The organism is Sphingomonas sp. PEI4 (assembly GCF_056679955.1).
Genome location: NZ_JBWXPI010000007.1, coordinates 1 through 23,063, shown reverse-complemented (window position 1 = coordinate 23,063; position 23,063 = coordinate 1). Strand labels below are relative to the sequence as shown.

24 protein-coding genes and 1 pseudogene are annotated in these 23,063 nt (G+C 62.4%); 11 read left to right on the top strand and 14 right to left on the bottom strand.

Translation table 11 applies throughout. The features are described 5' to 3' along the window. Position 1: 1 nt before the first annotated feature. The 5 genes from AC1MLZ_RS24885 to AC1MLZ_RS24865 all read right to left on the bottom strand — a co-directional run bounded on the left by AC1MLZ_RS24885 (position 2) and on the right by AC1MLZ_RS24865 (position 4,284). On the bottom strand, positions 2-199 hold the full coding sequence (locus AC1MLZ_RS24885; protein ID WP_151992086.1) for a hypothetical protein: 198 nt from the start codon (positions 197-199) through the stop codon (positions 2-4). Positions 200-494: 295 nt separating this feature from the next. Further along, positions 495-815, bottom strand: coding sequence for a single-stranded DNA-binding protein (locus AC1MLZ_RS24880; RefSeq protein ID WP_480962491.1), 321 nt, complete (start codon positions 813-815; stop codon positions 495-497). A 530-nt stretch (positions 816-1,345) separates the two neighbouring features. Further along, entirely contained in the window at positions 1,346-2,317 is a 972-nt protein-coding gene (locus AC1MLZ_RS24875; protein WP_480962490.1) for an RNA replicase, read from the bottom strand. Positions 2,318-2,598: 281 nt separating this feature from the next. Continuing rightward, positions 2,599-3,477 carry a replication initiator protein A gene (locus AC1MLZ_RS24870; RefSeq protein ID WP_480962489.1) on the bottom strand — a complete coding sequence of 293 codons (879 nt, stop codon included), beginning with the start codon at positions 3,475-3,477 and terminating at the stop codon, positions 2,599-2,601. 186 nt (positions 3,478-3,663) lie between these two features. Continuing rightward, positions 3,664-4,284: a recombinase family protein gene (locus tag AC1MLZ_RS24865; RefSeq protein WP_151992082.1), complete on the bottom strand. Its 621-nt coding sequence runs from the start codon at positions 4,282-4,284 to the stop codon at positions 3,664-3,666. Between the two features lie 238 nt (positions 4,285-4,522). Between AC1MLZ_RS24865 and AC1MLZ_RS24860 the strand changes: the two genes are divergently transcribed. The 6 genes from AC1MLZ_RS24860 to AC1MLZ_RS24835 all read left to right on the top strand — a co-directional run bounded on the left by AC1MLZ_RS24860 (position 4,523) and on the right by AC1MLZ_RS24835 (position 8,175). Further along, positions 4,523-4,942, top strand: coding sequence for a LexA family protein (locus tag AC1MLZ_RS24860; protein ID WP_480962488.1), 420 nt, complete (start codon positions 4,523-4,525; stop codon positions 4,940-4,942). Between the two features lie 5 nt (positions 4,943-4,947). Continuing rightward, positions 4,948-5,112: a hypothetical protein gene (locus AC1MLZ_RS24855; RefSeq protein ID WP_480962525.1), complete on the top strand. Its 165-nt coding sequence runs from the start codon at positions 4,948-4,950 to the stop codon at positions 5,110-5,112. Then, positions 5,046-5,507, top strand: a complete 462-nt coding sequence (locus tag AC1MLZ_RS24850; RefSeq protein WP_480962487.1) for a DUF4113 domain-containing protein — start codon at positions 5,046-5,048, stop codon at positions 5,505-5,507. The genes AC1MLZ_RS24855 and AC1MLZ_RS24850 overlap by 67 nt, the downstream gene beginning before the upstream one ends. Before the next feature lie 178 nt (positions 5,508-5,685). After that, on the top strand, positions 5,686-6,798 hold the full coding sequence (locus AC1MLZ_RS24845; RefSeq protein WP_480962486.1) for a hypothetical protein: 1,113 nt from the start codon (positions 5,686-5,688) through the stop codon (positions 6,796-6,798). Positions 6,799-7,129: 331 nt separating this feature from the next. After that, positions 7,130-7,636 carry a helix-turn-helix domain-containing protein gene (locus AC1MLZ_RS24840; RefSeq protein ID WP_480962485.1) on the top strand — a complete coding sequence of 169 codons (507 nt, stop codon included), beginning with the start codon at positions 7,130-7,132 and terminating at the stop codon, positions 7,634-7,636. 2 nt (positions 7,637-7,638) lie between these two features. Further along, positions 7,639-8,175: a hypothetical protein gene (locus AC1MLZ_RS24835; RefSeq protein WP_480962484.1), complete on the top strand. Its 537-nt coding sequence runs from the start codon at positions 7,639-7,641 to the stop codon at positions 8,173-8,175. A gap of 372 nt (positions 8,176-8,547) precedes the next feature. Here the strand turns inward: AC1MLZ_RS24835 and AC1MLZ_RS24830 are convergent, their stop codons facing one another. The 3 genes from AC1MLZ_RS24830 to AC1MLZ_RS24820 all read right to left on the bottom strand — a co-directional run bounded on the left by AC1MLZ_RS24830 (position 8,548) and on the right by AC1MLZ_RS24820 (position 10,616). Further along, positions 8,548-9,840 carry a Fic/DOC family protein gene (locus AC1MLZ_RS24830; protein ID WP_480962483.1) on the bottom strand — a complete coding sequence of 431 codons (1,293 nt, stop codon included), beginning with the start codon at positions 9,838-9,840 and terminating at the stop codon, positions 8,548-8,550. 2 nt (positions 9,841-9,842) lie between these two features. After that, complete coding sequence (locus AC1MLZ_RS24825) at positions 9,843-10,100, bottom strand: hypothetical protein (RefSeq protein ID WP_480962482.1); 258 nt, start codon at positions 10,098-10,100, stop codon at positions 9,843-9,845. A 129-nt stretch (positions 10,101-10,229) separates the two neighbouring features. Beyond that, positions 10,230-10,616, bottom strand: coding sequence for a DUF3768 domain-containing protein (locus AC1MLZ_RS24820; RefSeq protein WP_480962481.1), 387 nt, complete (start codon positions 10,614-10,616; stop codon positions 10,230-10,232). Between the two features lie 363 nt (positions 10,617-10,979). On the opposite strand from AC1MLZ_RS24820, the gene AC1MLZ_RS24815 reads away from it, so the two are divergent. Both AC1MLZ_RS24815 and AC1MLZ_RS24810 read left to right on the top strand, forming a co-directional pair. Next, positions 10,980-11,255 carry a hypothetical protein gene (locus tag AC1MLZ_RS24815; RefSeq protein ID WP_480962480.1) on the top strand — a complete coding sequence of 92 codons (276 nt, stop codon included), beginning with the start codon at positions 10,980-10,982 and terminating at the stop codon, positions 11,253-11,255. Between the two features lie 260 nt (positions 11,256-11,515). Further along, positions 11,516-11,917: pseudogene (locus AC1MLZ_RS24810) on the top strand (hypothetical protein); the annotation flags it as partial. A gap of 65 nt (positions 11,918-11,982) precedes the next feature. Here the strand turns inward: AC1MLZ_RS24810 and AC1MLZ_RS24805 are convergent. The 6 genes from AC1MLZ_RS24805 to AC1MLZ_RS24780 form a co-directional block, all read right to left on the bottom strand. Next, positions 11,983-12,504, bottom strand: coding sequence for a Ros/MucR family transcriptional regulator (locus AC1MLZ_RS24805; RefSeq protein WP_480962479.1), 522 nt, complete (start codon positions 12,502-12,504; stop codon positions 11,983-11,985). A gap of 585 nt (positions 12,505-13,089) precedes the next feature. Next, positions 13,090-14,937, bottom strand: a complete 1,848-nt coding sequence (locus tag AC1MLZ_RS24800) for a ParB/RepB/Spo0J family partition protein (protein WP_480962478.1) — start codon at positions 14,935-14,937, stop codon at positions 13,090-13,092. Between the two features lie 46 nt (positions 14,938-14,983). After that, positions 14,984-15,175 carry a hypothetical protein gene (locus AC1MLZ_RS24795; protein ID WP_480962477.1) on the bottom strand — a complete coding sequence of 64 codons (192 nt, stop codon included), beginning with the start codon at positions 15,173-15,175 and terminating at the stop codon, positions 14,984-14,986. A gap of 535 nt (positions 15,176-15,710) precedes the next feature. Beyond that, a complete protein-coding gene (locus AC1MLZ_RS24790; protein WP_480962476.1) occupies positions 15,711-17,207 on the bottom strand; it encodes an efflux transporter outer membrane subunit in 1,497 nt (498 codons plus the stop codon). A gap of 7 nt (positions 17,208-17,214) precedes the next feature. Next, positions 17,215-18,771: an MDR family MFS transporter gene (locus AC1MLZ_RS24785; RefSeq protein ID WP_480962475.1), complete on the bottom strand. Its 1,557-nt coding sequence runs from the start codon at positions 18,769-18,771 to the stop codon at positions 17,215-17,217. Positions 18,772-18,773: 2 nt separating this feature from the next. Further along, positions 18,774-19,922, bottom strand: coding sequence for an HlyD family secretion protein (locus AC1MLZ_RS24780; RefSeq protein ID WP_066485706.1), 1,149 nt, complete (start codon positions 19,920-19,922; stop codon positions 18,774-18,776). A gap of 140 nt (positions 19,923-20,062) precedes the next feature. Here AC1MLZ_RS24780 and AC1MLZ_RS24775 point away from each other — a divergent pair, with 140 nt between their 5' ends. The 3 genes from AC1MLZ_RS24775 to AC1MLZ_RS24765 form a co-directional block, all read left to right on the top strand. Next, positions 20,063-20,494 (top strand): MarR family winged helix-turn-helix transcriptional regulator, encoded by a 432-nt coding sequence (locus tag AC1MLZ_RS24775; RefSeq protein ID WP_051519962.1) that lies wholly within the window; start codon positions 20,063-20,065, stop codon positions 20,492-20,494. Beyond that, a complete protein-coding gene (locus tag AC1MLZ_RS24770) occupies positions 20,487-22,100 on the top strand; it encodes an ABC1 kinase family protein (protein WP_150412019.1) in 1,614 nt (537 codons plus the stop codon). Before AC1MLZ_RS24775 ends, AC1MLZ_RS24770 begins: the two co-directional genes overlap by 8 nt. 98 nt (positions 22,101-22,198) lie before the next feature. Next, the coding region (locus AC1MLZ_RS24765) for an MlaD family protein (protein ID WP_480962474.1) at positions 22,199-23,063 on the top strand (865 nt) is incomplete at its 3' end.

Genomic DNA, 23,063 nt, shown 5'->3' with positions numbered 1-23,063 from the left:
TCTACCAGCCGCGATCGGAGCGGTTGTCGGTCCAGCGGTCATGCCCCTGATAGTTGGAGTCCGTCCGCGTATTGCGACGGCCTTCCTCGTCCGGGGTGTCGCCGCTCCACGTGCGCGCGCCGTTGTAGCCGGAGCCGCCCTTAGCGATGGCCCACACGATTAGGACGAAGAGCCCGACTACCAGCAGATTTCCCAACATGGCCTTTGCCTCCGTCGCCTTGATGAAAGGCGCATCCTGTAATATACGATACCGCTAATGCCGTCAATATGCGGTATCGGTAATTACTAGGGCATTGGATGACGTCTAGCAATATCCGGTCAGTCGGTCGCCCTCCAATGGAGGACCAAACGCTCGCGCGCTTTCCGAAAGGAACGCTTGGTCGCATCAAATCCGTCCTGCGGCCAGGCGAGAGTCAGGCTGACTTGCTGCGCGAGGCCGTCGAGCTGGAATTGCGAAGGCGGGAAGGGCCGCCGGTAGGCGGCCCCGACCGCGATTAGTCGCGGTCCTCCGAACCCTTGGCGAGGATAGCTACACCGTCGGCGATCAGCTCGACGGTGTAGCGCTTGCCCTCGGCCGCGTCGTAGGAGTTCTGCCGGACCCGGCCAGTGATATGCACCAAATCGCCCTTCTGCGACTTGCCGGCGCGCTCGATCAGTTTGCCGAACACCGTCACCTCGTTCCAGTGCGTGTCCGTCACCCACTCGCCATTCTCCTGGCGGTTGTAGTTGGCGGCGACGCTGACCTTCGTCACCTTGTCATGCTCGGTGATCTTGCCGACCCGGCCGATGATCCGAAACTCCGCGATGTTCTGCATGGTCCTGTCCTTCGATCGATCAGGCTAATTCCTGATGGGATTTGAAGGGGAGCGAAGGCGCCGCGATCAAGAGAAAAAACGGAGGGTCCGCGAAGCGGAAACCGTAGGCGAAGCCGGTTATTCTCTTGATCGTAGAAGGCGGCGAGCGCCCATTTTCCCATCGACATAGGAATAGCCAGACGAAGGACTCGGCCTGGGCCGTCGCGATCGGTGCGTTGTCGGCAGGCGCAAGGATCTCGGTATCAGGTAACGATCGGCGCAAGCTCGGCTCGGCCGCGGGGAAATTGGGAGTCGACCACGTGGAAAGGGAAGGATGCCGACGACAATCGCGCCGCCCTCGCTTGGGGCTTGGCGCTACGGCGGCGCTCAAGGACGAAAAACGGTTCGACCGGGCATCAGCTCAACCATTTGAGCGCAACAGAAGTCGCATGCTCCCCTCGGGAGCACCGCGCCGTAGGCGCGTCCGACGCTTCGGCTTGGTATTACCGGTTATTGCGTGGGTTTTGGGTTGGTCTAGGCGCTTCTCGCCGTCAGGCGCCAGAGCGTTGGCCGACTAGGCCAACTCCATCTGAACATAGAATAGATGAATCATGGAGCGGTTGACCATTTTTTTGAGACTCTCGTTCCTCGATGCCGATAGCGAGGCGGATCATGATGCTGCGCAGGCCGGCGTCATCAATATCCTCGGCCGCGACTTGGCGGGGGGAGCGCCATAGGCGCATCGCTTCGATCTCCTCGATACGGTCGGCTTCCCGCTGCACCACGTCATCGGGCAGGGGAGACGGACGGAAGCATCGCGGAAGGAAAGGGACAAGGCTGTTCGGGAAGCGCATCCGGTAGACGTTTGACGTCTGCTCATAGCGCGCCTTTGGGCGATCGGGGGTTGGTTCGACCGGGACGCATCGCCGCTGCCTGTCGAGCATCCCCATACTGGCGAGGATCTTGAGGCCGCGCCCGACGCTCGCGCGCGACAACCCCGTGTGCGTCTCGATCCATTCCCATGTCGGGAACACCTTGCCGGCGCATGTGCGGGCGAGCTGCGTTAGCTGCTCGAACACCCGCACGGCCGCGGGCGTAATCAGCGTGACGAGGCGTTCGGCCTCGGTGAGCTGACGGGCCTCGGCGCGGGCAAGGCGCCTGATCGCGTTCTTACGCTTCAGCAGCTCGACGGCGTTGCGATAGAGCCGGTCCGTCTCGCCCTTCGCATAGGTGTAGAAGAAGTCGTCCTCGAACGTGCCGGCTTTCCGGCTGTGAGGATGGACGTGAGCGCGCGTCGGGTTCGGGGCGCCCGATCGCGACCTGGCCCGCTCGTTCGTCACCCTTTCGAGCGCCATGAAACTCGCGCGCGCGATTGAAACAGCTCCCATCTTTCGTCCCCTTTCGGGGCTGGGACCAGGCAAAACTAGAGCGTGGCGCGAAGCGCGCTCCCTTGAACCGAGGCTCGGGAACGGGTATGAGAGAGGTGTCTTACGACCTGATCGATGCCGCCAAGCATCGCTCATCACGTTCCAGGGTGCCCGGCCTTCGTGCCGGGCATTCGTTTATGTGGTCACAGCCGCTCTTTCCTCGATCTTGCCGACGTGCTGCCGGTCGAGAGGATTTTGCAGAATTAAACGGCGACGCGGAAGCGCTGGCGGTTCGTGCTATCCCGGATCAATGCCGAAAATCGTTCGTGCTATCCCGGATCAATGCCGCTGGGATTCGTGCTTTCGCGGATCAATGAGGGTTTTGGATTCGTGCTTTCGCGGATCAATCGACCCGCGCGCTGCCCCCCTGCCGCGAATCAGGCGAGCGCGGATGCGCTCGCTAGCTTCATGACTTTCGGTTCGATCACGACTTGGCAGTATCCGGTCTTTCTACCGGGTCGAGGCGCTGTCTTCGCGCCGCTGGGCGGGGCGTCGCACAGTATTACCCGGTAGTCCGGTATGGCATCGGCCTCTAATATCGCCTTCAAAGCATGGCGAAAATGGGCGAGAGAGTTTTGATAGCCGAGCTGGAGACGTAAGTCGTCGAGGCTCAATTCGTAAGCGCCATCGACGCAAGCCGAACGGGCGATTTCATATAGGCGGCGCTCGACTGGACCGAGCCGGAAATAGGCGGGTGCATAGTCGAGAACCTGCCGGTCGCGCAGGATCGCCCGAAAGAGCCAATCGCACAGGCGCACCCGGACCGCTTTCAGACGCTTCTCTCCTGGGCGGTCACCGTTCTTCGTGTAATAAAGTTTCGCCTCGGAAAGCCACGAGAAATACCCCTCCTCGCCTTCGCCACCTGCCTCAATGTCGGTCTTGATCTGCGTACCCTGAAGCCGTTCAAGCGCTTGCGAGAGGCGAGTATAGGATCGCGCGGAAGGATTGTTGCCCGTCACGGTGAACAGGTCATGCGCGGTAAAATAGAAGTCCTGCGAGACTTCGCCGCCAGCTTCGAGCTTCGCAACCATCAAGCTGGCGATGTAAAGGACGATCTCCTTGTCATAGATCGTCGCAACGCCCTTTGCCGTAGGCACGATCTCTATCGAAACGCTGTCGGTCTTGTAGGAAAGCGTTTTGGTCCACTTGCCCTTGCTGAGTGCGAAGAACGGGAACGCCATCAAGGATCGCTCGCCTCGCACTTCGCTCATAAGCGGGCTGTCGAGGGCGAAAAGATCAGCTTGGGTTGGCGGCATCGGCCTCGTCTCCATCATGGCGCCAATGACGCGGTTCCATTCTCGCCCCCTTTGCATTGATCCGCAAAAGCACGAATCCAGCTCGGGGAATTGATCCGGGAAAGCACGAAGACAGAGGGCGGGCCTGTGGGGCCGTCCTTGTCGACGCCGCCCTAGGGGCTAGGATTCGTGCTTTCGCGGATAAACTCATGTGACGCGCTCGCCGGCGGGCATGTCGAGGCGGGCGAGGTTGTTGTAGAGCGTCGACCGGCTGACGCCGAATGTGTGCGCGACCTCGCGGGCCGTCACCTCTGGATCGTCCAGCAGCCGCTTGGCCTGGCGCAGTTGCGAGAGTGACAGGATCGGGGGACGGCCGCCATTGCGGCCTCTCGCGCGAGCGGCCTTCAACCCGGCCCTGGTCCGCTCGCTGTTAAGCCGGCGCTCGAATTGCGCCATGCTGGCGAAGATATGAAAAATCAGCTCGCCCCCGGCGCTGGTGGTGTCGAGCCGTTCGGCAAGGCTTTCAAAGCCGACGCCGCGCTTGGCGAGGGCATTCACCGTAGCGATCAGGTGGGGCAGGTTGCGGCCGAGCCGATCGAGCCGCGTCACCACCAGCGTATCGCCAGTGCGTAACGTGCGCAGCGCGTTCGCCAACTCGGGCCGGTCGTCCTTCTTGCCGCTGCCATGCTCCGAATAGATATCGGCGCATCCGCTGGCGCGCAGCTCGTCCAATTGCCCTGCTAGGTTCTGGTCGTCGGTCGACACACGCGCGTAGCCCACCCGCATCGGGCCTGCCTTCTTGATCGCCGCGCTGTCATTGTCCAGCATTCGAGTTCACCCGACGTTATCTAGACGCTGATACCTAGACTGAAAGGTGGACGGTCGCCAGCGCCAAAGCGCTGGGACGGTGTTCGCTGCGTCCAGCGTCTATACGGTGTCCAGAATACGACCGTTTTCCGGACGGCGCGTGCTTCAACACAATGAGCCAGACGGAGCATCTGCGTGTTCCCTTTCCGTTCCATCGGGCGCTACAAGGGGCGCGAAGGGAATCACTATGCTGCCACTGATGCAGCCGGTGCCGATCGCCGAGGTGCCGACGGGGATTCTTCTACGGATCGTCGGCGCTGCGGGCGCCGGCTTTCCAAGCCCTGCCCAAGATTGGCAGGACGACGCGATAAGCCTGATAGAGCTGTTGAGGCTCGATCTGGCCGCGAGCTTCGTGTTCCGCATCAGCGGCAGCAGCATGATCGAGGCCGGGATCTACGATAACGATGTAGTCGTGGTCGATCGCGACACCCGCCCTGCACAAGGGCATATTGTGATAGCGATCGTCGATGGTAGCTTCGTTTGCCGCCAGCTCGTCGAGCGACGCGGCGGCGCATTCCACGAGGCCCGTAACAGCCAGCAATGCTACGAACCGACGTCGGCCGAAGGCGTGGAAATATGGAGCGTCGTGCGGACAGGCGTCCGCGACTACCGGCGCTAGACGGTATGTCGTGGGCGATCGTCGACGTCTCCAACTTCTATGTTAGCGCGGAGCGCCTGTTCGATCCGAGCCTGTCACCGCGCTCGACGAGCTGCGCGAGGCGATGGCGCGGCGCGCTGCGCGAGCGGCCGAAAAGATACGAGCGCAAGGGCTGGCGGCGAGCCAATTGATCGCGTTCGCGCATGGGTCTCGATACCGTGCCAACCCACCATCGGCGTCGCGATCGGCGCGGCTATCTCCCCCAATCAACGATCCCCGCGTCATCATTGGGATCGCAGCGAAGATGATGGAGGCGATGTTTCAGCCGGGAGGCGTCTATACGAAATGCGGAGTGCTGCTGGAGGATCTGACGCCGGAAGGGCAGGGGCAGACTGACCTCTTCGCAGTGCCGGACCCAAAGGCACCGGCACTGCTAGCCGCGATGGACGGGCTCAACGACCGGTTCGGGCGAAACACCGTCATCCTTGCCGCACAAGGATGCGGGGCGCGATCGTTCGATACCAAGCGATCACAGAAGAGCCCGGCCTGGACAACACGGATCGGGGAGATACCGATCGCGACATAGCCCTTGCCGGCCTGGATGGATGATCCTACCTGTTAGCCGTGTCACCACCGTTGGCACGGCCGCTGCCTTGGCGAAGGATCTCATGGTCCAACGAGTTTTGAATGCTCCTGCGTCCGCACCCTGATCCGGCCGTTGGAGACGAGCAGCGCGTCTCTGTCTGGCCGAGAAGGAGATGCGTATGTATTCGACAATCGACGGTGCAAAACAGCGCGCCAATTCGCTCGATAGAATTATGAAAACCAGCGGTTTTGCGTATCCATTGCGCAAGTCGCAGCACGCCGTGGCCCGCGGTGGCGGTTTTCGGGACTGGCACGACATGACTAGCGCTCTCAAGAAACAAGAGCGCCATTGTGACCCGGAAACCTTCCGGCGCCGGCTGTTAGAAGCGTTGCCGGCCCCGTGCGAAGCTCCGGTCAGGGCTTGGCTCAATCGGGAGCCCAGGGAAGAAGCGCCTGCCGGCGATGTTCCCGCTGGATGGTATCGCTACGTCTTTCCCTATCAGTTCACGGCCGCTGCGATGCTTCGTCACGATCCGGCGATCCGACGAGGCTCCGGGCCGGGCCAACGACTGCGCGAGAAGCTTGTCCCGGGTGTGCTTCTCAACATCAATGGCGGCGAGCGCCCATATGCCCGGCTCGAACCCGACACGCTGGCGATGGTGTTCGAGGGAACGCCGGAAGAGGTGTTCGGCAAGGACGCGCTTCACCCGCGTTTCGCGGTCGAGTTGAAGACCCTTCAGGATGCCGGCATCATCGATGTGCGAGATGACCATGTCGCCATCGTCCCGCCCGATCGCGACGAAATCCTCGATCGCGTACTGCGCGATAAGATCGACAAGGTAACGTATTGGCTTAGCGAACCGGGATATGCCGGCGATGCGAGCAACGCGCTGCGTGACGCACTGGCGGCGATCGGGATCGACGATGCTCTCCGACTTGCGGAAACCCTCCTTCAATATGGTGGGGAAGCTTATATCTTGCCGTCTGGTCCCATAAAGGAAACCCTCCGGGATCTGGCGGCGGTTGGTCGCATTCAGGCATTCGCGCGCTTCTTTGATCTGTCGGCGACGATCTGGCCGAAGGACAAGGAGCTGATCCGGGGTATGATCCCGGCTATTATCCTCAACGCCTATTTTGCCGAGCATTTGGGCTTAGTGGGTTCGAGCCGGCTTATGGCCTGGACGGCGAACACCCCAGAGTGGGCGCATGATGTCGACGCTGCACTATCGACACCGGTCGTTTTCGAACGGGTCGTTCTCGGCATGGCCGAGGCGATACGATCGGTGCCTTGAAGCAGGAATGACGTTGGTGGGCCTGCGCCTGGCCCACCAACGTCGCAACGGAGGGGCAAAGAATCGATGGCGAGCTGCGCGATAGCGTACGTTTTCACGCTGACCCCCAGGTCAAACCTGACCAGGACCCACTATGTACTCTGATCGCGTTCTGCGCGATTGCATGCTGGATGGACACGCGTACTGCTTCGCGGGTCATACAGGTCCAGGGCTCAAGGGCAACGATGACCTGGGGGGCGGACACTAAAGTCCCGGGGGTCGACCCGCCGCGGACCTTTAAATCGTGCCGCGTACGAGGCATTTAGCCTCTATGAACGCGGAGATGCAAGCAATGTCGTCAGAAACTGAAAAGGTGGTGCCACTTCGGCCTGCCGCTCCAATTCCCCCTGAAGCCAAGAGCTTCGAAAAGCGGTGGACCAAGAAGGTGCTGGAGCCGGGATTCACCCTTATCCCGTCCGTCTTGCTGCGAGCGCTGGTACGTCTGCACGTCGGACCGATCGAGTTCAGCGTGTTGCTCCAGATGATCGATCACTGGTGGGAAAACGAGGATATGCCGTTCCCATCGAAGAAGCGATTGGGGGAGCGTATCGGCGTGTCCGAAAAGACGATCCAGCGTGCGGTAGGGCGACTGGAATCCGAAGGCCTTATCCGCCGTGTGGCACGCCACAATCGCCTCGGTGGGCAGACCAGCAACATCTATGATCTGGCACCGCTAGTCGAGAAGCTTGGCCCGATTGCCGAGGACATGATGAAGGCCCGCGAGGAGGCTAAAGCGGCCCGTCGCTCTCCCGAGCGACCGGGCCATCGCATTCGCGCGACCGCGAAGAAGGCCGGCTGATCTTGTCGTATTTTCATCCCCTTACCGTTGCTGGCCAAGAGATCGGTTTCGATCATCTCGAGCCGTTCAGCTTGGTGGTACCAACAGCCACCAAGGCAGCGGGCGTGCGTATCGACGTTGTGTTTTCGAACCACTGCTTCTCCGAAACGTTCGATGCGCAGGTACACCTTGGGGGAGATGTCGATGTCTGGGATCGCGACAAGCGTCGGGTATTCGACCAGGTGCGCTATGACCTATCCAAGGCATTGCCTGGGATCATACAGGGTCTGCCAACCTCGGCTGTATTCCTCACGCCGGAATCCAACTTCGTTCGCATCACCATGCCCGGGGGTACGGCCGGTGCCGATTATCGAATGTTTTTTAGGATTACTAAGGCCGAGAAAGGGTCTGGTTGCGATCTGCGGCTTCGGGTGGAAAGCGCTTATAGCCCTACGGTCGGCCAAGCTGTGCCCGAACGCGATATGACCAAGATCCGCTTCGTTGTCCTCGTCGACAAGACGTTACGCGGTGAGAAGGTGCGTCGGCAGTACAAACGATAAGGGGCGCCAGAGGCGCCCCTTAAGTTCACTCGATATCCGCTTAGGGTTGCCCCTATCTCGCATCACGCGTGGACCCTCTTGCGAGGGCGGGGGAACGCTGTCGTCACCTTTCAGCGACTCAACCGATCTGTCGTTCCAGGGGGTCATTTAAGACCTGGGGGTTAATGATTCAACCCTCAACATCGTGGCCCTTGCCCAACCTGATGTGCCATGTGGCACCCAACCCTTGCCAAATACCTACGTCATTGCTGATCCGCCACAGGTCAGGCACTCTCGCGGGATGGCAAACCCAAAGAACGATTTCGAGCAGGCAGCGCAGATCGTAGAGGCTTTCGCTGAAGCGGAGACCGACCGATAGGGCGTCTCCGTGCGCTAGCGGGTCCGATCGCGGCTAGGGGGCACGGGCGCTGCCGCCTGATCAGGGCCACGTCCGATCTCCGCATCGAGGGCACCGCCCGTCTTAATGCGATCGGCGAGGAGCTGGCGGGTCGAGTCCCCGATCGTGCTGACCATACGGACGCTCTCTCCCCGATCGCGCGCCGTCTTTATGGCGGCGTCGACGATCGCCTGGGCGGGCGCGAGACGCGGGTCCGCGTTGTTCTTTTCCGGGGTGTTCTTCAGGAACAGCTCGGCCAACCGCTCTTGTCCCGGCGAATGGCCGGGGGGCAGGGCGGGCCGCTCAAGGGAGCGGACCGCCTTTTGGAGCTGCGCCGGCTGCTGGGAGTTGATCTGCACGCCTAGCGCGGCTCCGATCTCCCGCACCCGCTCAAGCGGTGATTGCTCCTTTGTGATGACAGCATCGACCTGTCGAACACCGAAATAGGTGAGAAGGTGGGACTGATAGACCGGCCCCTTGGCGTGCCGGACGTAGGCAAGCTCGGTGCGCGCGTTCGCGATGGTCGCGGTCGGCGCACCGTCCTTTATCAAGCCGCGCAGCCGGTCGGCCGCCTGTTGGCGGGCGGCTGGCAGATAGCGTTCCAGCTCTTCGCGCACCTTGGCGAGCGTCATTCGGTAGCGTTGCCCTTCGGGCGGCGCGCGCTGGGGGAGCATGGCGATACCGGCGGGGCCGATGCGCGCCTCGGGCGCGAGGTCGCGCCGGATCGCTGAGCCGGCGAGGACCGCGGTCATCCCACGATGATCGCCGGTCAGAAAGCCATGCCGCGAAGCGTCCATCCATGCCGTCTTGTCGATCGATGCGATACGGATCGGATGGCCGGCATCGCGCGCGAGCTGCGCGGCGTGATGGCGCATCGTGCGACCATTGCCTTCGCGGAAAGGATGAATGGCGTTGATCTCGTTGATGTGGTTGCCGAGCCTGTCGAAAAACTCGTCTCGAGGAAGTCCGCGAAGGCCGTTCTTCGCCCCCACGTCTGCAAACAGCTTGTCGAGTTCGCGCGCGATGTAGGGCACGTGTGCGAAGCGCGCGCCGCCCTTGGCGGTGTCGACGGTGCGGTCCTGGCCCGCCCATTCGTAGAGGTCTTGAAAGAGATGCTTATGGAGGGCGCGGTAGCCGTCCGCCGTCGCCGGAAAGGTCAAGCGCGCGGCCTCCGCGCCGCGCGCCTGCGTAAGTCGCCGCTCGGCCTCGGCCAGCGTCTTATCATCGGTAATCCCGAGCCGATTACGGAGCGTGTCCGTGCCGGGGTAGGTATATGGATCGTTCGCCAAGGCTAAGCGGCGATCTGGCTGGTTCCCGGTTTGTAGAGGTCGAGGATGATCGACGGCATCAGCGCGGGAGGCACACCCTCGTCCAGCATCAGCGCGAACATCGCATCCTCGGCCTCGGTCGGCGTCATGTCCTCGATGACGAGGTTGGCCCGCGACTCTGAAACGTCGTCGCGCCAGAGGGCGATCTGCTCCGGAGTGCCACGCTCGAAGGTCATCGAGCGGATACGACCGCGAAGCGCTTCAAGATCGATGTCGCCCATCACGTCCTCTCCTTCCAACATTAACCCTACGCTTTCCGGCGTGATTTCTCAACAAATCACTGGCCCGCTGCAACCCCGTCATGTCGCGATCCGCGCTCCTGCGAGCGCGGATCGCACCAGATTCAAACCTTAATACTCACTCGCGAGCATGATCGTCAGCACGCGCTTGGTCCGCTGCTCGTCCCACGGTGCGTCACTGCCGAAGGTGAGGCTGTTATCGTAGTAATCCAGTTTCCAGAACACGGTCGTTGCAATGGTCTTCTCGTCACTCGGCCGCTGCTGCGTCCATTCCCCGGTCGCTATGCGGTAGATCGCCCCGAAGTCATGCTCCCCATAAGGGTCATTGTTGCCGTCAAATTGCGTGAAGCTCACAATCTGCGCGAGCGCGGCGAAGCGGTCCGCGTCGGGAAGCGATTGAAAGCCGATCGTCACGTTCGCGATCGATGCTGTGCCCGGCCTACTGCGGGCGGCGTCGTTCAGGCGACGGATGATGTCGAGGTGTTCGGGATTACGCATGACTGATCCTCCTTCTGGCATGGGCCGCAAGGCCACGGCCTGCGGCCCTGCCGTTCCGGCGAGGAACGGGATGGGGAGGGAGGGCGAGAATCTACCGCTGGCGCGGGCGAGCCGCCCTAGCGCGGCCGGTGCGGAGCGCCGGGTGCCGTGCTTGGCGGATTACTCGGGCGGTCGATTGTCGTTCGGGAACGAAAGGGCAGCGCCCTTGGCGTTCCCCTGCGCGCCGATCGTCGCGGCGATCGGGCGGCACAGAAACACCGTGCGGATCTCCGCACGGCATTTTCGCGCGCAAGCGCGCCCCCGTTACGAGGGCGCGTTACGTGCGTCGCGAGCAGCAAAGACCAGCTCGACGACACGTGGCTGATGGAACAGCTCGCCGCGCTCGATCGCGGCAATGCCCGGACCATCCAGCACGTCCCGGATGCGATCCTGCACGACGTCTTCAAGCTCGCCGGCGAGGACCCAAAAGTGAAGCGGGTCACGGTCGCGGCCCTCGGCTCGGAATTGGTCACTGTCGACGATAGCCTGTGCCAGCGCATTGATCGCGGCCATGCCAAGCGCGCGCTCGAATGCGAGCTGCTCGAACAAACGATGATGGGACATGGAAACCTCCGTGTTGCCGTGATTGGCGACACCTAGCGGGAGGGGCGCAGCGCGCCGGGTCACAGGACCGCGCAGCGGGCCGGCGTGCCGGGCAGCGGGGGAGCCGATTTGCGCAGCAAATTGGGGGGAACCGCCGATCCTTGAGGCGGCGCGCTGCGTCCCTCACGATAGGAAGAGACTGACGGACTGCCTCTAAAATCACGCCCACTCGGCACGGGTGGTCCGCTGATCGGAGTGGCGGATTGCGGGTCGATTTTCTGCTTCCGTTCTCGACTTGGCTGACTCATAGAATCGTCATGCCGATCATGGCCGAACATCGCTGGCTTTATCCAATCGATTGGCCCGAGCTGTCGAAGCTGATCCGCTTCGGCCGCGCCAAAGGGCGCTGCGAGCATTGCCAGCGTCCGCATGGTCAGCGGGTGTTCCACCTCGGCGATGGCCGCTGGTGGGACGCCGATCGCCGCCAGTGGCGCGACGGGCGGGGACGGCGCGTGCGAGCCCCTGACGCAGGTGTGGCGGCGATCGTGCGCGTCACGCGGGTCTACATCGCGTGCGCGCACCTGAACCATGATCCGACCGACAATACAGCCCGAAACCTCGCCGCGCTCTGCCAACGGTGCCACATGATCCATGACGCGGCCGAGCATCGACGTAGGCGCTGGTTCAACGCCTATCGCCGTCGCGCCCTGGGCGATCTGCTCGCCCGGCTCGATGCGGCGTCAGCGGGGTCAAGTGTGCCACGTGGCACACCGGCAGCGGGTCGTCAGCCCGTCGCCGAGACGCTGAGCTTGCGCCGGCGCGGCTTCGGCGCCGCTGCCTCAGGTGCTGGCGACGGGGGAGGCGAGGCCGGCTTGCGGCCGAGTCCGATCTTCTTCGCCATCGCGCGGCGCGCCTCGCTGTAAGCAGGCGCGACCATCGGATGATCGGGTTTCAGATTGTAGCGCGCGCGATACTCGTCGGGGGTGAGGCCGTGCGTGGAAAGGTGGCGACGAAGGGTGCGATACGGCTTGCCGTCGATCATCGATATGATCCGCTCCGGCGAGGCGAGCGACTTTCGGGCGGTGACTGCCGGCATGTGCTGGACGTCACCCTCGGGCGTAGCATTGGGCGCGGCCTGTCCCGATCCCGTGCCAGCGTCGAGTTGGACGATCGCGGCGTGGATGGCGGCGAGGAAGGCGGGCACGGCGTCGGCCTCGACGCGCGTGTTGGGGTTTCCGAGCCATGCGGCGGTTAGCTCGGTCGCCAGCTCGATCATGCTAATGCTGTTCTCGGTCTGCTCGCTCATTCTGTCCCGCCCCGTTTCAGGATGAAGTGCCATCCTGCTATTGGTTGTTAAGCCCGAAAGGCGTATATCGGAGTCGGTCTCGTATCGACGTTAGTCCGATGCACCATCCTGAGCCCGTCGAGCTGCTACTCGGCGGGCTCAAACTTTATGGTAGCGAAAAAAAGGGACGGGAACCCTGCTAGGCCCCCGCCCCCGTCAGGGTCGAATTACTTTTTCCCCAACGTGACGATCGCGACGACCAGCGAAATGCAGCCAACACGACCATGATGGTCTCGAATGTTGTCAATCCAATTCACCTCCTTTGACCGGCGAGATTGCGGGGGAGCTGCTACATCCGTCCACTGCCAGTCGAGGCCATTCTACCCGATCCCCGCACCGTCTGACGATAATTCCCTGACTCGATCGGTCACATTGTCGTGAAGTCGCCCAGGCGCCGCCCGGCCTTGGTCGGGCGGCGCCGCGCGGTTCCGCCAGGAAACGCAGGCGCGCCCGCCTGCAGAAGGCAGGGCGGGCGCGCTGGCGACGGGGCCGCACGTAGGCGTGATGGTGATGGAAGGGGGCCGATGAACACCGGCCCCCCAAACTTCACGCCATTTCGTCGTCGGCCATCTCGTCATTCTCGACACCCTCGATGCCGTCGCCGTCTATGTCTGGGTCGATGCTCTCCGGGTCGCGCTCGGGCTGGTCGAACGCACCGATCTTCATCGGGGCGGGAAGCCAGTTGCCGGGAAGTCGTCCCGACACGTTGACGGCAAGGTCCGCCTTTTTCTTGATGCTCGCGCAATTCTCGGCGCTGGGGGCACCGCATTCCTCGCGCAACAGGTCAATCATCGCCGCGCGACGCATCTTGTCGAACAGGCCGATGGGTGCGGACCAACGCGCGGCGATGTCCACGCCGCTCGCGCGCGCGATCTGCTCGAAATGGTGATGCCGGGTCCCGGGGGAACCGCCCGCGAACACCGTGCCGTCCACGGTCATCGCGACAAGCCCGGCAAGCAACGCCATCTTGTCGTCGGCCTCCATGCTGCGGATGGCCTCGAACCGGCCTTCGGCGGGGATGGATGCGAACCGGGTCGCCATCATTTCCTCAACCGGACGAACATCGCTTGTCGCCATAAGCTCGTCGGGAACGTCGGTCGCAACCGTCTTGGCCTGAACCTCAAGCGCCATCTGGAAGTTGTGCGCGCCGTGGAGCAACTGGCCCGCAAGGCTGTCCAGCATGATATCCAACGCCAGCGCCGGGTCGGCGGCAACGGCTTCCTGCACGATCTGCGTCTTGATGCGCGACAGGTCCGCGAACAGGCTGTTGCTGTAGAGCGGAGCCGGGCCGTCGCTGGTGGTCTTGGGCTTAGGCTCGGCCTTGGCACGATAGAAGCTCCTGCCGAGCGAACCGTCGTGGGAAACCCAAAGCGCCACGCCCCCGATTGCCACCTGTTCGGCATTGAAGCCGCGAAGGCCTCCGGTGATCGCGTCCCGCTCGTCGGATAGCGGTTCGATGCGCTCGCTGTCCGCGCCCTCGGCCTCGGCAATGGCCTCGATCTCGGTATCGATCGCGGCAAGCCGCTCGGCCTCGGCCTCGGTCGGCTCGCGGGTCGCCGGATAGATGCTGCCCTTCATGTAAAGGTCGTGGGGCCGGTCCAGTTCGGCGCGAACCTCGTGCCAACCGATCGCGCGATATTCGGCGGCGATGCCGTCCAGCATTTCCTCTGCCAGTTCCTGCACCAGCTCGGGCTGGTCGGCATAACCGGCGTCGCCCTGCGAAAACAGGTCTGCCGTGATGGTCCCGCCTTTGGCCTCATAGGCTTCGCGTCCGACGAACAGGAATGCGCCGTGGGTGGTCGCGACCTTCTCGGTGGTGAGCATCCGGCGGATGGTATGGGCTTGGCCGTTCGCCGCCTTGCAGACCTTGATCTGCTGGTCGTGATCGTCGGTGAGGGTAAGCGCGCGCGCCGCGTCGAGCGATAGCTGATCCTTGGCGATAAGGTCGATCAACGACGGTGCAAGCGCGGAAAGGCGAAGCATCTTATAGACGAAGCTGACCGCCACACCGGACCGGGCGGCGATATCCTCGGCGGACATGCCGGTATCGCGGAGCGCTCCATAGGAGCGGATACGGTCGGCGGGGTGCATGTCTTCGCGTTGCTCGTTCTCGATCAGAGAAAGCTCGATGGCCTCGCTCTTGTCCCGCACCTCGACGGGAAAAGTGTCGCTGTTCTTGATCCGCTTGCGCTTCGCCAACAGCTTCAAGCCCCGGTAGCGGCGTCCTCCGGCAAAAACCCAAAACAGCCCGTCCTCTTCGTAGGCGACAAGGTTCTGAATGAGGCCGTGCGCGTCGATATCGTCGGCCATGCTCTCGATGGCGGACGGCTTCACGCAGCGCTGATTGAGCGGGGAAAGGCGAAGCTGCGACAGTTTGGGATAGGTGATAGCCATGATTGAAAACTCCTGATCTGAGTTAAGTTCGGTGATGGGGAGGGGGTCAGCCTTCGAGGGCTGCGAGTTCGTCAAACTCGACCGATGCGCGTGTCGCGCCGTCGCCCGCGTAGGTCGCGCCGGTGCGCGGGTAGAAGAAAACACGTTCGCCCTTGGCGTAGGGAATGCCGTCCGCGCTGGTCCCGTCAGTCTTCGCGCGCTTCCAATACGGGTCGCCCTTGTATCGAGTGTAAGTCATTGTCCTGTCTCCTTTCCTTCGAGGCTGAAAGCCGGTTGCCGCAGCAACCGGGTCTGCCTCTCCGGCGAGGAGCGGGATGGGGAGGGAGGAGGAAAATCGACGGCCTGGTGCGGGCAGGCCGCCTAGCGCGGCCGACACCCCATAGGGTGGCGGGTGCCGCGCTTGGCGGACCACACGGGGCTGTCTATTTTCCTTCGGGAACGAAAGGGCAGCAGCCCTTGGTGTTCCCCGCGTCGGATGGCCTCCGGGGGAGGGCGTCGACGCCAATCGAGGATCGTTCGCGCCGTGCGCGTCCGCGGGTGTGCCACGTGGCACACCTCACGCGAGGATCGTCACCCCTCAGGGCCGAGACGCCGGCACGGTGGCTTGGTCGGCGCAATCGCGCCGATAGAGCCGTGCCCGGCAGGGTCGCGCCCTAAAGCTGAAGACCCGTTTGGCGAAAGGTGAAGCAAGGCGGCTGGCACCCCGCTTGTCGATGCCGACATTCCTGTACGTCAGCAATACAAGGGCCGCACGGGCGGGATTGGCTGATGAACTACTTGGTTGTTCCGAGAGACCTGGGCGAGGCATCGGGTGCCAATCCTTGATAGGTCGATTCCTGCCACCCGAGTCCTAGTGATTTTTGGATGGCGACATAACTTGCCGTAAGAGCCGCAACAGCGCTTTGAAGGTTTGATGCAGCAAGCACTTTCTGACGACCGGACTCGAGTGCGTCACTGCGGGAAATCACCTGTCGCTGGAAGCGTTGTTGTGTCAAAATGTCTGACTCGTCGGCCGATCGCTTGATCTCGGCGAGCGCTGCCACATTGCGACGTTGCTGTGCAAAGCGCGCGAGCGAATTCTCGGCGTCTTGGAACGCACCTAGAACGACCTGTCGATACTGTGCCTCAGCTTCGTCTCGTCCAGCGCGCGCTTGCGTTATCTGGGCCGAAGTTCGTCCAAAATCGAGCAACCCCCATTGTAGCTGGGGCACGGCAATGTTGGAGATATTTCCCAGATCGACCAGGTCTCCGACAGACGTTCCGCCGATGCCTAGGATCCCCATAAAGCTGATCTTGGGAAAACGCGCTGCTTCAGCGACGCCAATCCGGGCGGTCGTGGCCGCCAGATTGCGCTCGGCGGCGCGTATGTCGGGTCGACGGCGAAGTAGAGAGGCGGGATCGCCGATGGCGACGACCTGTGGTGGCAAGGGGACGTCACGCGGGATAGCCAGCAAGGAATCGAGCCTCCCTGGCGCCTCCCCTGCAAGCACGGCGAGCGCATTGAGATAAATTCCGATCTCCGCCTCAGCCGTAGCGAGATCGCCGTTGGTAGCCTGAATGGCGCGGTTCGCCTGACCAATGGCAAAGGCCGGCACCGTGCCCTGCTGAAAGCGTTGCCGAGCGAGGCCTAGCTGCTGCTTCTGCAGGTCCAGCCCCCCACGAAGTGCAGCGGCGCGCTGCTGCCGGTCCCGCAGATTCGTATAACTTTGCGCAACGTCGGCTGCGAGTTGAACGTGTGCATCTGCCGCGTTGTAGGACGCCGCTGCGGCTAGTGCGTTAGCGGATTCTATTTTTCGGATCTGGCCTCCCGCAAAATCGATTTCCCAATTTGCGTTCAGGCCGAGATTGAAAAACTGGAGAGAGGAATCCGCGTCCTGGGAAGGGGGCGTTGCGCCGTTCCCCTGAGCTGACTGCAGATCGATCCCGGGAAGGTCGGCGAAGATTCCGGTCGCTTGTGCCCCAGCTTTCGGAAAGCGGTTAGCGCGCTCCTGGCGCACGGATGCACGCGCCTGACGGAGTCGCGCCTGGGCGACATCGATCGACGGATTCGCTGCAAGTGCGCGTTGCTCAAGCTCGTTCAGGACCGGATCTTGAAGGGCCGTCCACCACTCAGCAACTGCGGGGTCATTGGTGCTCGTACTCGCGGTCTGGCGCACGAACTTGGATTGGGGGGCGGCGCGATCCAACCCCGGCGGTCCGGCGTAGTCCGGGCCAACGACACATCCGCCGAGCAGCAAGGGGGCGAGAACGAGACCTCTGAAGTTTATCATCGCAGCCTCAATGCATCGCCATGGACTGCCCTTTAGGCAGCGGGCGCAGGAACAAAACGAGTGGAAGCGTGGCTAGTGTCGCAAGCGCCATCGCCAGGAAAATGTCATTGTACGTCATGATGAAGGCCTGCTGCTGAATGGTCCCGGCAAGCGACTGAAGGGCGGCGTCCATCTGGCCGAACGTCCTGGTCATGCCGGCGAGATAATCCTGCAACCTTGGGTCGTTTGCCCAAAGGGTCTCTTCCATCCGTCGGCTATGGAGCGACATTCGCTGGTCCTGAAAGGAGGCCAGGGCGGCCAAAGCGAACGACCCGCCGAGATTTCGTGCGGCATTGAAGATGCCTGATGCATCACCGGCATCCTCCTTGCTGACCGAAGCGATAGTGGCCTGGTTCAGGAACAGCATGGTGAGGATCATGCCGACACCACGCAGTAACTGTCCGGCGGTAAAGGCTTCTCCGGCAGATTCCGCGGTGAGGCTGGTGTTGACGAGGCAGCTGGCGGCCATGAGCGCAAGGCCTGTGCCAACGGCGATCCTGATATCGACGACGCGGATAAGCAGCGGGATGACGGGCATCAGTAGGAAGGCAGGCACACCCATGAGGAAAATCACCTGACCCGTCTCAAGGGCGTTATAGTTAGCGATCAGCGCGAGGAATTGCGGGATGACGAAGGTCGAGCCGTACATCACCATGCCCAGCGCCAGCGCCATGACGACGACGCTGCCGAATTGTCGATTCATCACGATCCGCAGCTTAAGCACAGGCTTGGCGGCCCTGAATTGTCCGATACCCAGCATGACAAAACCAATCAGGGTCATGATCGTCAGCCGGACGATGTACGTCGATTCAAACCATTCTTCACGGTGCCCTTCCTCAAGCACGACCGTCAGTCCTCCCAGGCCGAGGATCATGCCGACGATCCCGAACCAGTCCGCCTCGCGGAAATAGACCCAGTTCGTTTTCTCGTGCGGCAGGCCGAGCAGCAGCAGCAGCAAGAGCAGACCGCAGACCGGCACGTTGACGAAGAAGGCATAATGCCAGCTCAGATTTTCCGTGAGCCAGCCTCCGAGCAGGGGGCCAAGAACCGGACCCAGAATGACGGTCATTCCAAAAAGGGCCATGCCGATCGGCTGTTGCGATGGCGGGAGGCGCTTTGCGACGATCGTCATCGCTGTCGGGATGAGCACGCCGCCCGTGAACCCCTGACCCGCCCTTCCGACGATCATTGTCATCAGATCCGTAGCCGTGCCGCACAGGACCGAGAATCCTGTAAAAGAGGTCACCGAGATGAGGAGAAGTGTCCTCAACCCTAAAAGCCGTTCCAGCCACGCGCTCAGCGGTATGATGATGATCTCGGCAACGAGAAAAGCCGTGGCGATCCACGTTCCTTCCGTGCCGGTCGCTCCGATCTCCCCTTGGATAGTCGGCAGCGCCGAGTTGACGATCGAGATGTCGAGTGTCGCGAGCAGCGCGCCCAGCGCGCCGGCCGCGACCGCGATCCAGGCCGTCGAGTCGGCTCGCTCGGCGCGTAACGTCCCCGCAGATGCAGCAACCGTCGCCACGCTCAGCGCTTCCGACTTACGGCCTGCCGGATTCTCTCCAGGTCGCCTTTCGCCGAACGGGTATCGACAGTAATGCCGACCGACATTCCGGGAACCAGAAGGGGCCTGACTTCGGGCGGCGCATCGATCGCGATACGGACGGGCACGCGCTGAACGATCTTCGTGAAGTTGCCGGTCGCGTTTTGCGGCGGGAGCACGGAGAACTGGGCACCTGTGCCCGGTGCGAAGCTGGCAACCCGCCCTTTCAGCTCGACCCCGGGGAGCGCGTCGACGTCGATGCTGACGGGCTGGCCGACTCGCATGAGACCTAGCTGCGTCTCTTTAAAATTGGCCTCGATGAAGAGGCGCTCCACCGGCACCAGCGTCATCAGGCGCGTTCCGGGCTGTACGAACTGCCCTACCCGGACAGCGAGATCGCCGACGCGACCATCGATCGCTGCCTTGAGCAACGTCGATTCGGTGTTCACACGCGCGGCGGAGAGCTGAGCGCGAGCGGCTTCGGCTTGCGATTGCGCCTGTCGTACCTGCGCACCAAGCGTGCCAACGCGCCTTTCTGCTGCGGTAAGGCCGGCCTGAGCAGCATTGGCGCGCTCATCTGCCTGTCGTGCCTGCGTCTGAAGCTGAGCAAATCGCTCGCCTGGCTCTGCGCCAGACGCCGCCAGCGGCTGATAGCGCGCAACCTGCTGCCGCGCGAAGGCGGCCTCGGCGCGCGCCGAGGCCGCCTGAGCACGCGCCTGGACGATTGTCGCCTGCTGTTCAGCGATCTGCGAACGGCTCGTCTCGACCGCAGCTTTCGCTGTGTCGATCTGGCTGGTGATCTGCTCGCTTTGGGCTCGATATTCGCGAGGGTCCAGTTCTGCCAACTGCTGCCCTTTGCGGACCGCTTGGTTCGCGCTGACAAACACGCGCTCGACATATCCGGCAACTTTCGGGGCCACCACGACAGAGTCCGCCGCCACATAAGCGTTGTCGGTTTTCTGCATGAACTTGCCGCGGTTCTGATGGTCAAAATACCATACCAACCCCGCTCCCACGATCGCGATCGCGACAATCAATAGCGCCAACCGAACCCGTACCGACTTGAGCGGACCGGCGGGCCGCTCACCGACATCGTCATGGTCGCCTGAACCGACTGGGGGATCTTCCACCATTCTATTCCCGATCAACTATCGATTCAAAGAACCGGGGGACTTGCCACGGCGGCCGAGCTTCGGCAATACCACATTATATGGAACCTCACCAATCGGGTATACGTGGGATCGCAACCACCTTCGGCTGGACCTGGTACAGGATGCGGCGACTGATCGACGCCTATCTTGCCTGTCAGGGTGCATCGATGGCCCAACTAAAACTGCTCGCGTATCTCGCGGAACAACCGCGCCGCTCCACCGACATTGCGAGCTTTTTCGATCAGGCGCCCCGCACTGTCACCCAGGCGATCGACGCGCTCGAACAAAATGGTCTCGTGTCACGATCGCCTGCTCCGGACGATCGCCGGTCCAAACTGGTGCAGATCACAGACGCCGGCCGGGCCACGTTGGGACTGGCCATGCCGCTCTACGACGACATCGTGGGGCAGACCTTCGGAAGCCTGACAGCGGATGAACTCGAGGGCCTCGACGCGGCGATCAAGCATTTGAACCGGCTCGTCGACCATCTGGAGACGAAGGCCAGCGTTCCCGAGACCCAAGTTCCCGCCCCGAAAAGCCGGGCGCATGATTGATCGAGCTCCTACCGATGAAGCCGATACGACTGCTCTAAAAGAAAGGGAGCGGTTCGCACAGATTCTCGTCCTGTTCGGGCGGCACGGTCTCAAGGGGCTGGCCGCTCGGCTGGGTCTGGGGGTGGGGGGGGACGAGCCGCTTGAAGATACCCGGCCGGAAGCGATTGTCGCGCTTTTGCGGGATATCGGTCCTGTCGCGGTCAAATTCGGACAGATCCTCGCGATGCGAAGCGACCTTCTGGAGCCGGCATGGGTCGATGCACTTTCAAAACTGCAGGACCGCGTTCCTCCGCTTCCATTCGCGGCCGTGCAACCGCTGATCGAGGAAGCGATCGGCGGCCCAATCGAAACAAGTTTCAGCCACTTTGACACCGAAGCGCTTGCGGCAGGCTCGATCGCTCAGGCGCATGCGGCGACGCTGCTCGACGGGCGGGACGTCATCGTCAAGATTCGCCGCCCAGGCATCGAGCGGATCGTCGATGCCGATCTTCGGCTCTTGCGAAGACTGGCCCGGGTCGCGGAGCGCCGTATCCCCGAGATCGCAAGACTGAAGCCGGACGAGCTGCTGCGCCATTTCGCCGAGAGCCTCGCCCGGGAGATGGACCTCAGCGCAGAAGCGCGCGCCAGCGACGCGATCGGTGAATATCTTAAAAACTACGGGGTTCGGACCGCGCGCTTCGATTGGGAGCTTTCGGGTAGGCGAGTGAACATCCAGGAGCGGCTCCGCGGATTTCCCGCAAGCGATCTGGATGCGGCACGCCGGAGCGATCTCGATCTGGCTGCGCTCGCCAGCACATATGCGCAAGCGATCCTGCGCATGATCATCATCAACGGTCACTTCCACGCCGATCCGCATCCCGGCAACGTCTTCTTTCTTGAAGACGGGACGCTTGGCCTGATCGATTTCGGGGCCGTGGGCACCCTCCTGCCGAGACGCCGGGAGGAACTCGTTCGGCTTGGCCTCGCGATCGCTTCGGAGGACACCGGCGGTGTCGTCGATATCCTTATGCTCTGGGCCGGTGATCCGGACGTGGACCGGGTCCGGCTTGAAGAGGCAATGGCCGAACTGATCGACCGCTTCAGCAACGTCCTGCTCGATCAGATTGACCTCGCCGACATTTTTCAGATGGTATTCGCGATTCTGCGCGACTTTCATCTCGCGCTTCCGCCTGACCTCGCTTTAGTGCTCCGGACCTTGCTGACCGCCGAGGGGTTCGTCCGGCGCATCGATCCGGCATTCGACATTGCTCGCGAGCTTGCTCCCATAGCAAAGGAAATGATGCGGGAGCGGGCGAGCCCTGCCCGGCTGCGCGGCGAGGCGGGCAAGCTGCTCGCAGCGCTCGGACGAGCGGTTCTGTCAACGCCGAACCTCGTCGGACAGATCGAGAAGGTTGCGCGAACCGGCTCGATCACCGTCAGTATCGCGCCCAAGGACCTTGAGCGTCTACGCGGAAGAGAGCGTGCCGGCAGGGGTACTCCGCAGCTCTATCCTGCCACCCTCGCGATCTGCGCCGCGATAGTGTTTTCCTCGCAGCCTCTCCTGGCGGGACTGTTGGCTTTCGGCGCTGTTGCACTGGCCGTTTTGGAAGGTGTGAGGCGGCGATGAGCGCGGCGCACGCAGAGCTGACCGCAAAGCATCGCGCCTGGCGCGACAGGTCTCGGGATTCCTAGCTCCCGATGGAAACGCATTCAAACTGGTTGAAGGTGAGCCTGATCGTGGGCCTGCTCATGGTCACTGCGATCGGATTCGCTTTGTGGCTTCTCCAGGCGAGCGATGCCAAGGGGCCGACGTACGAGATACGATTTGAACAATCCGTCGATGGCCTGCAACCGGGGTCGGCCGTGAACCTTCTCGGCGTTGCCATCGGTCGCATAACTGAGATCAAGGTTCAGCCCAAAAATCCAGATTTCGTGACCGTGCGGTTCGTGCTGACCAGTGACACGATTCTTCATCGAGGTGTGACAGCATCGATCGAACGGTCGTTATTTGATGGATCGGCAAAACTGAGCCTGAGCGGCGACAACAATCGCAACCCGGTGCTCGCGGCCCGAGAGGGGCAGCAGTTCCCGATCGTACCAGCAAAGGGCGGAGGACTCTTGGGCGGCGGTGGTCCAGCAGACCTCATTGCGAAGGTTTCGTCGAACGCTGAAAGCGTGTCTAAAAAGCTCGATCCCGTTGGTTTGCGTTCGATAGAGAAGCGTCTCGACGAACTCGCGCGCAACTCGCAGAGCTGGACTGGCAAAGTCGGTCAAGTGGCGGGACGGTTGCCACAGACGGACAGGCTCGATGCTTTTGCAAAGCAGATCGCCAATACAGGGGATGGTGCAACGAGACTTCGCCGACGCATTGAAGCGTCACGTGGAGGATTTCGTGAGCGTATTTCTAGGTCGCTGGACTCGGCTGACAAATCAGCCGTGTCTTTTGGGCAGTCGGTTTCGCGCGCACGACCTCGGATGAGGCAGTTGGAAGCGGATGCCCGCCAGGTCACTGAGACCGTTCGATCGCTCCGGGGACCAGTCGGTCGTGCCGGCGATGTCGCCAAGAGAATCGAACAGGGGGGCTTGGGAT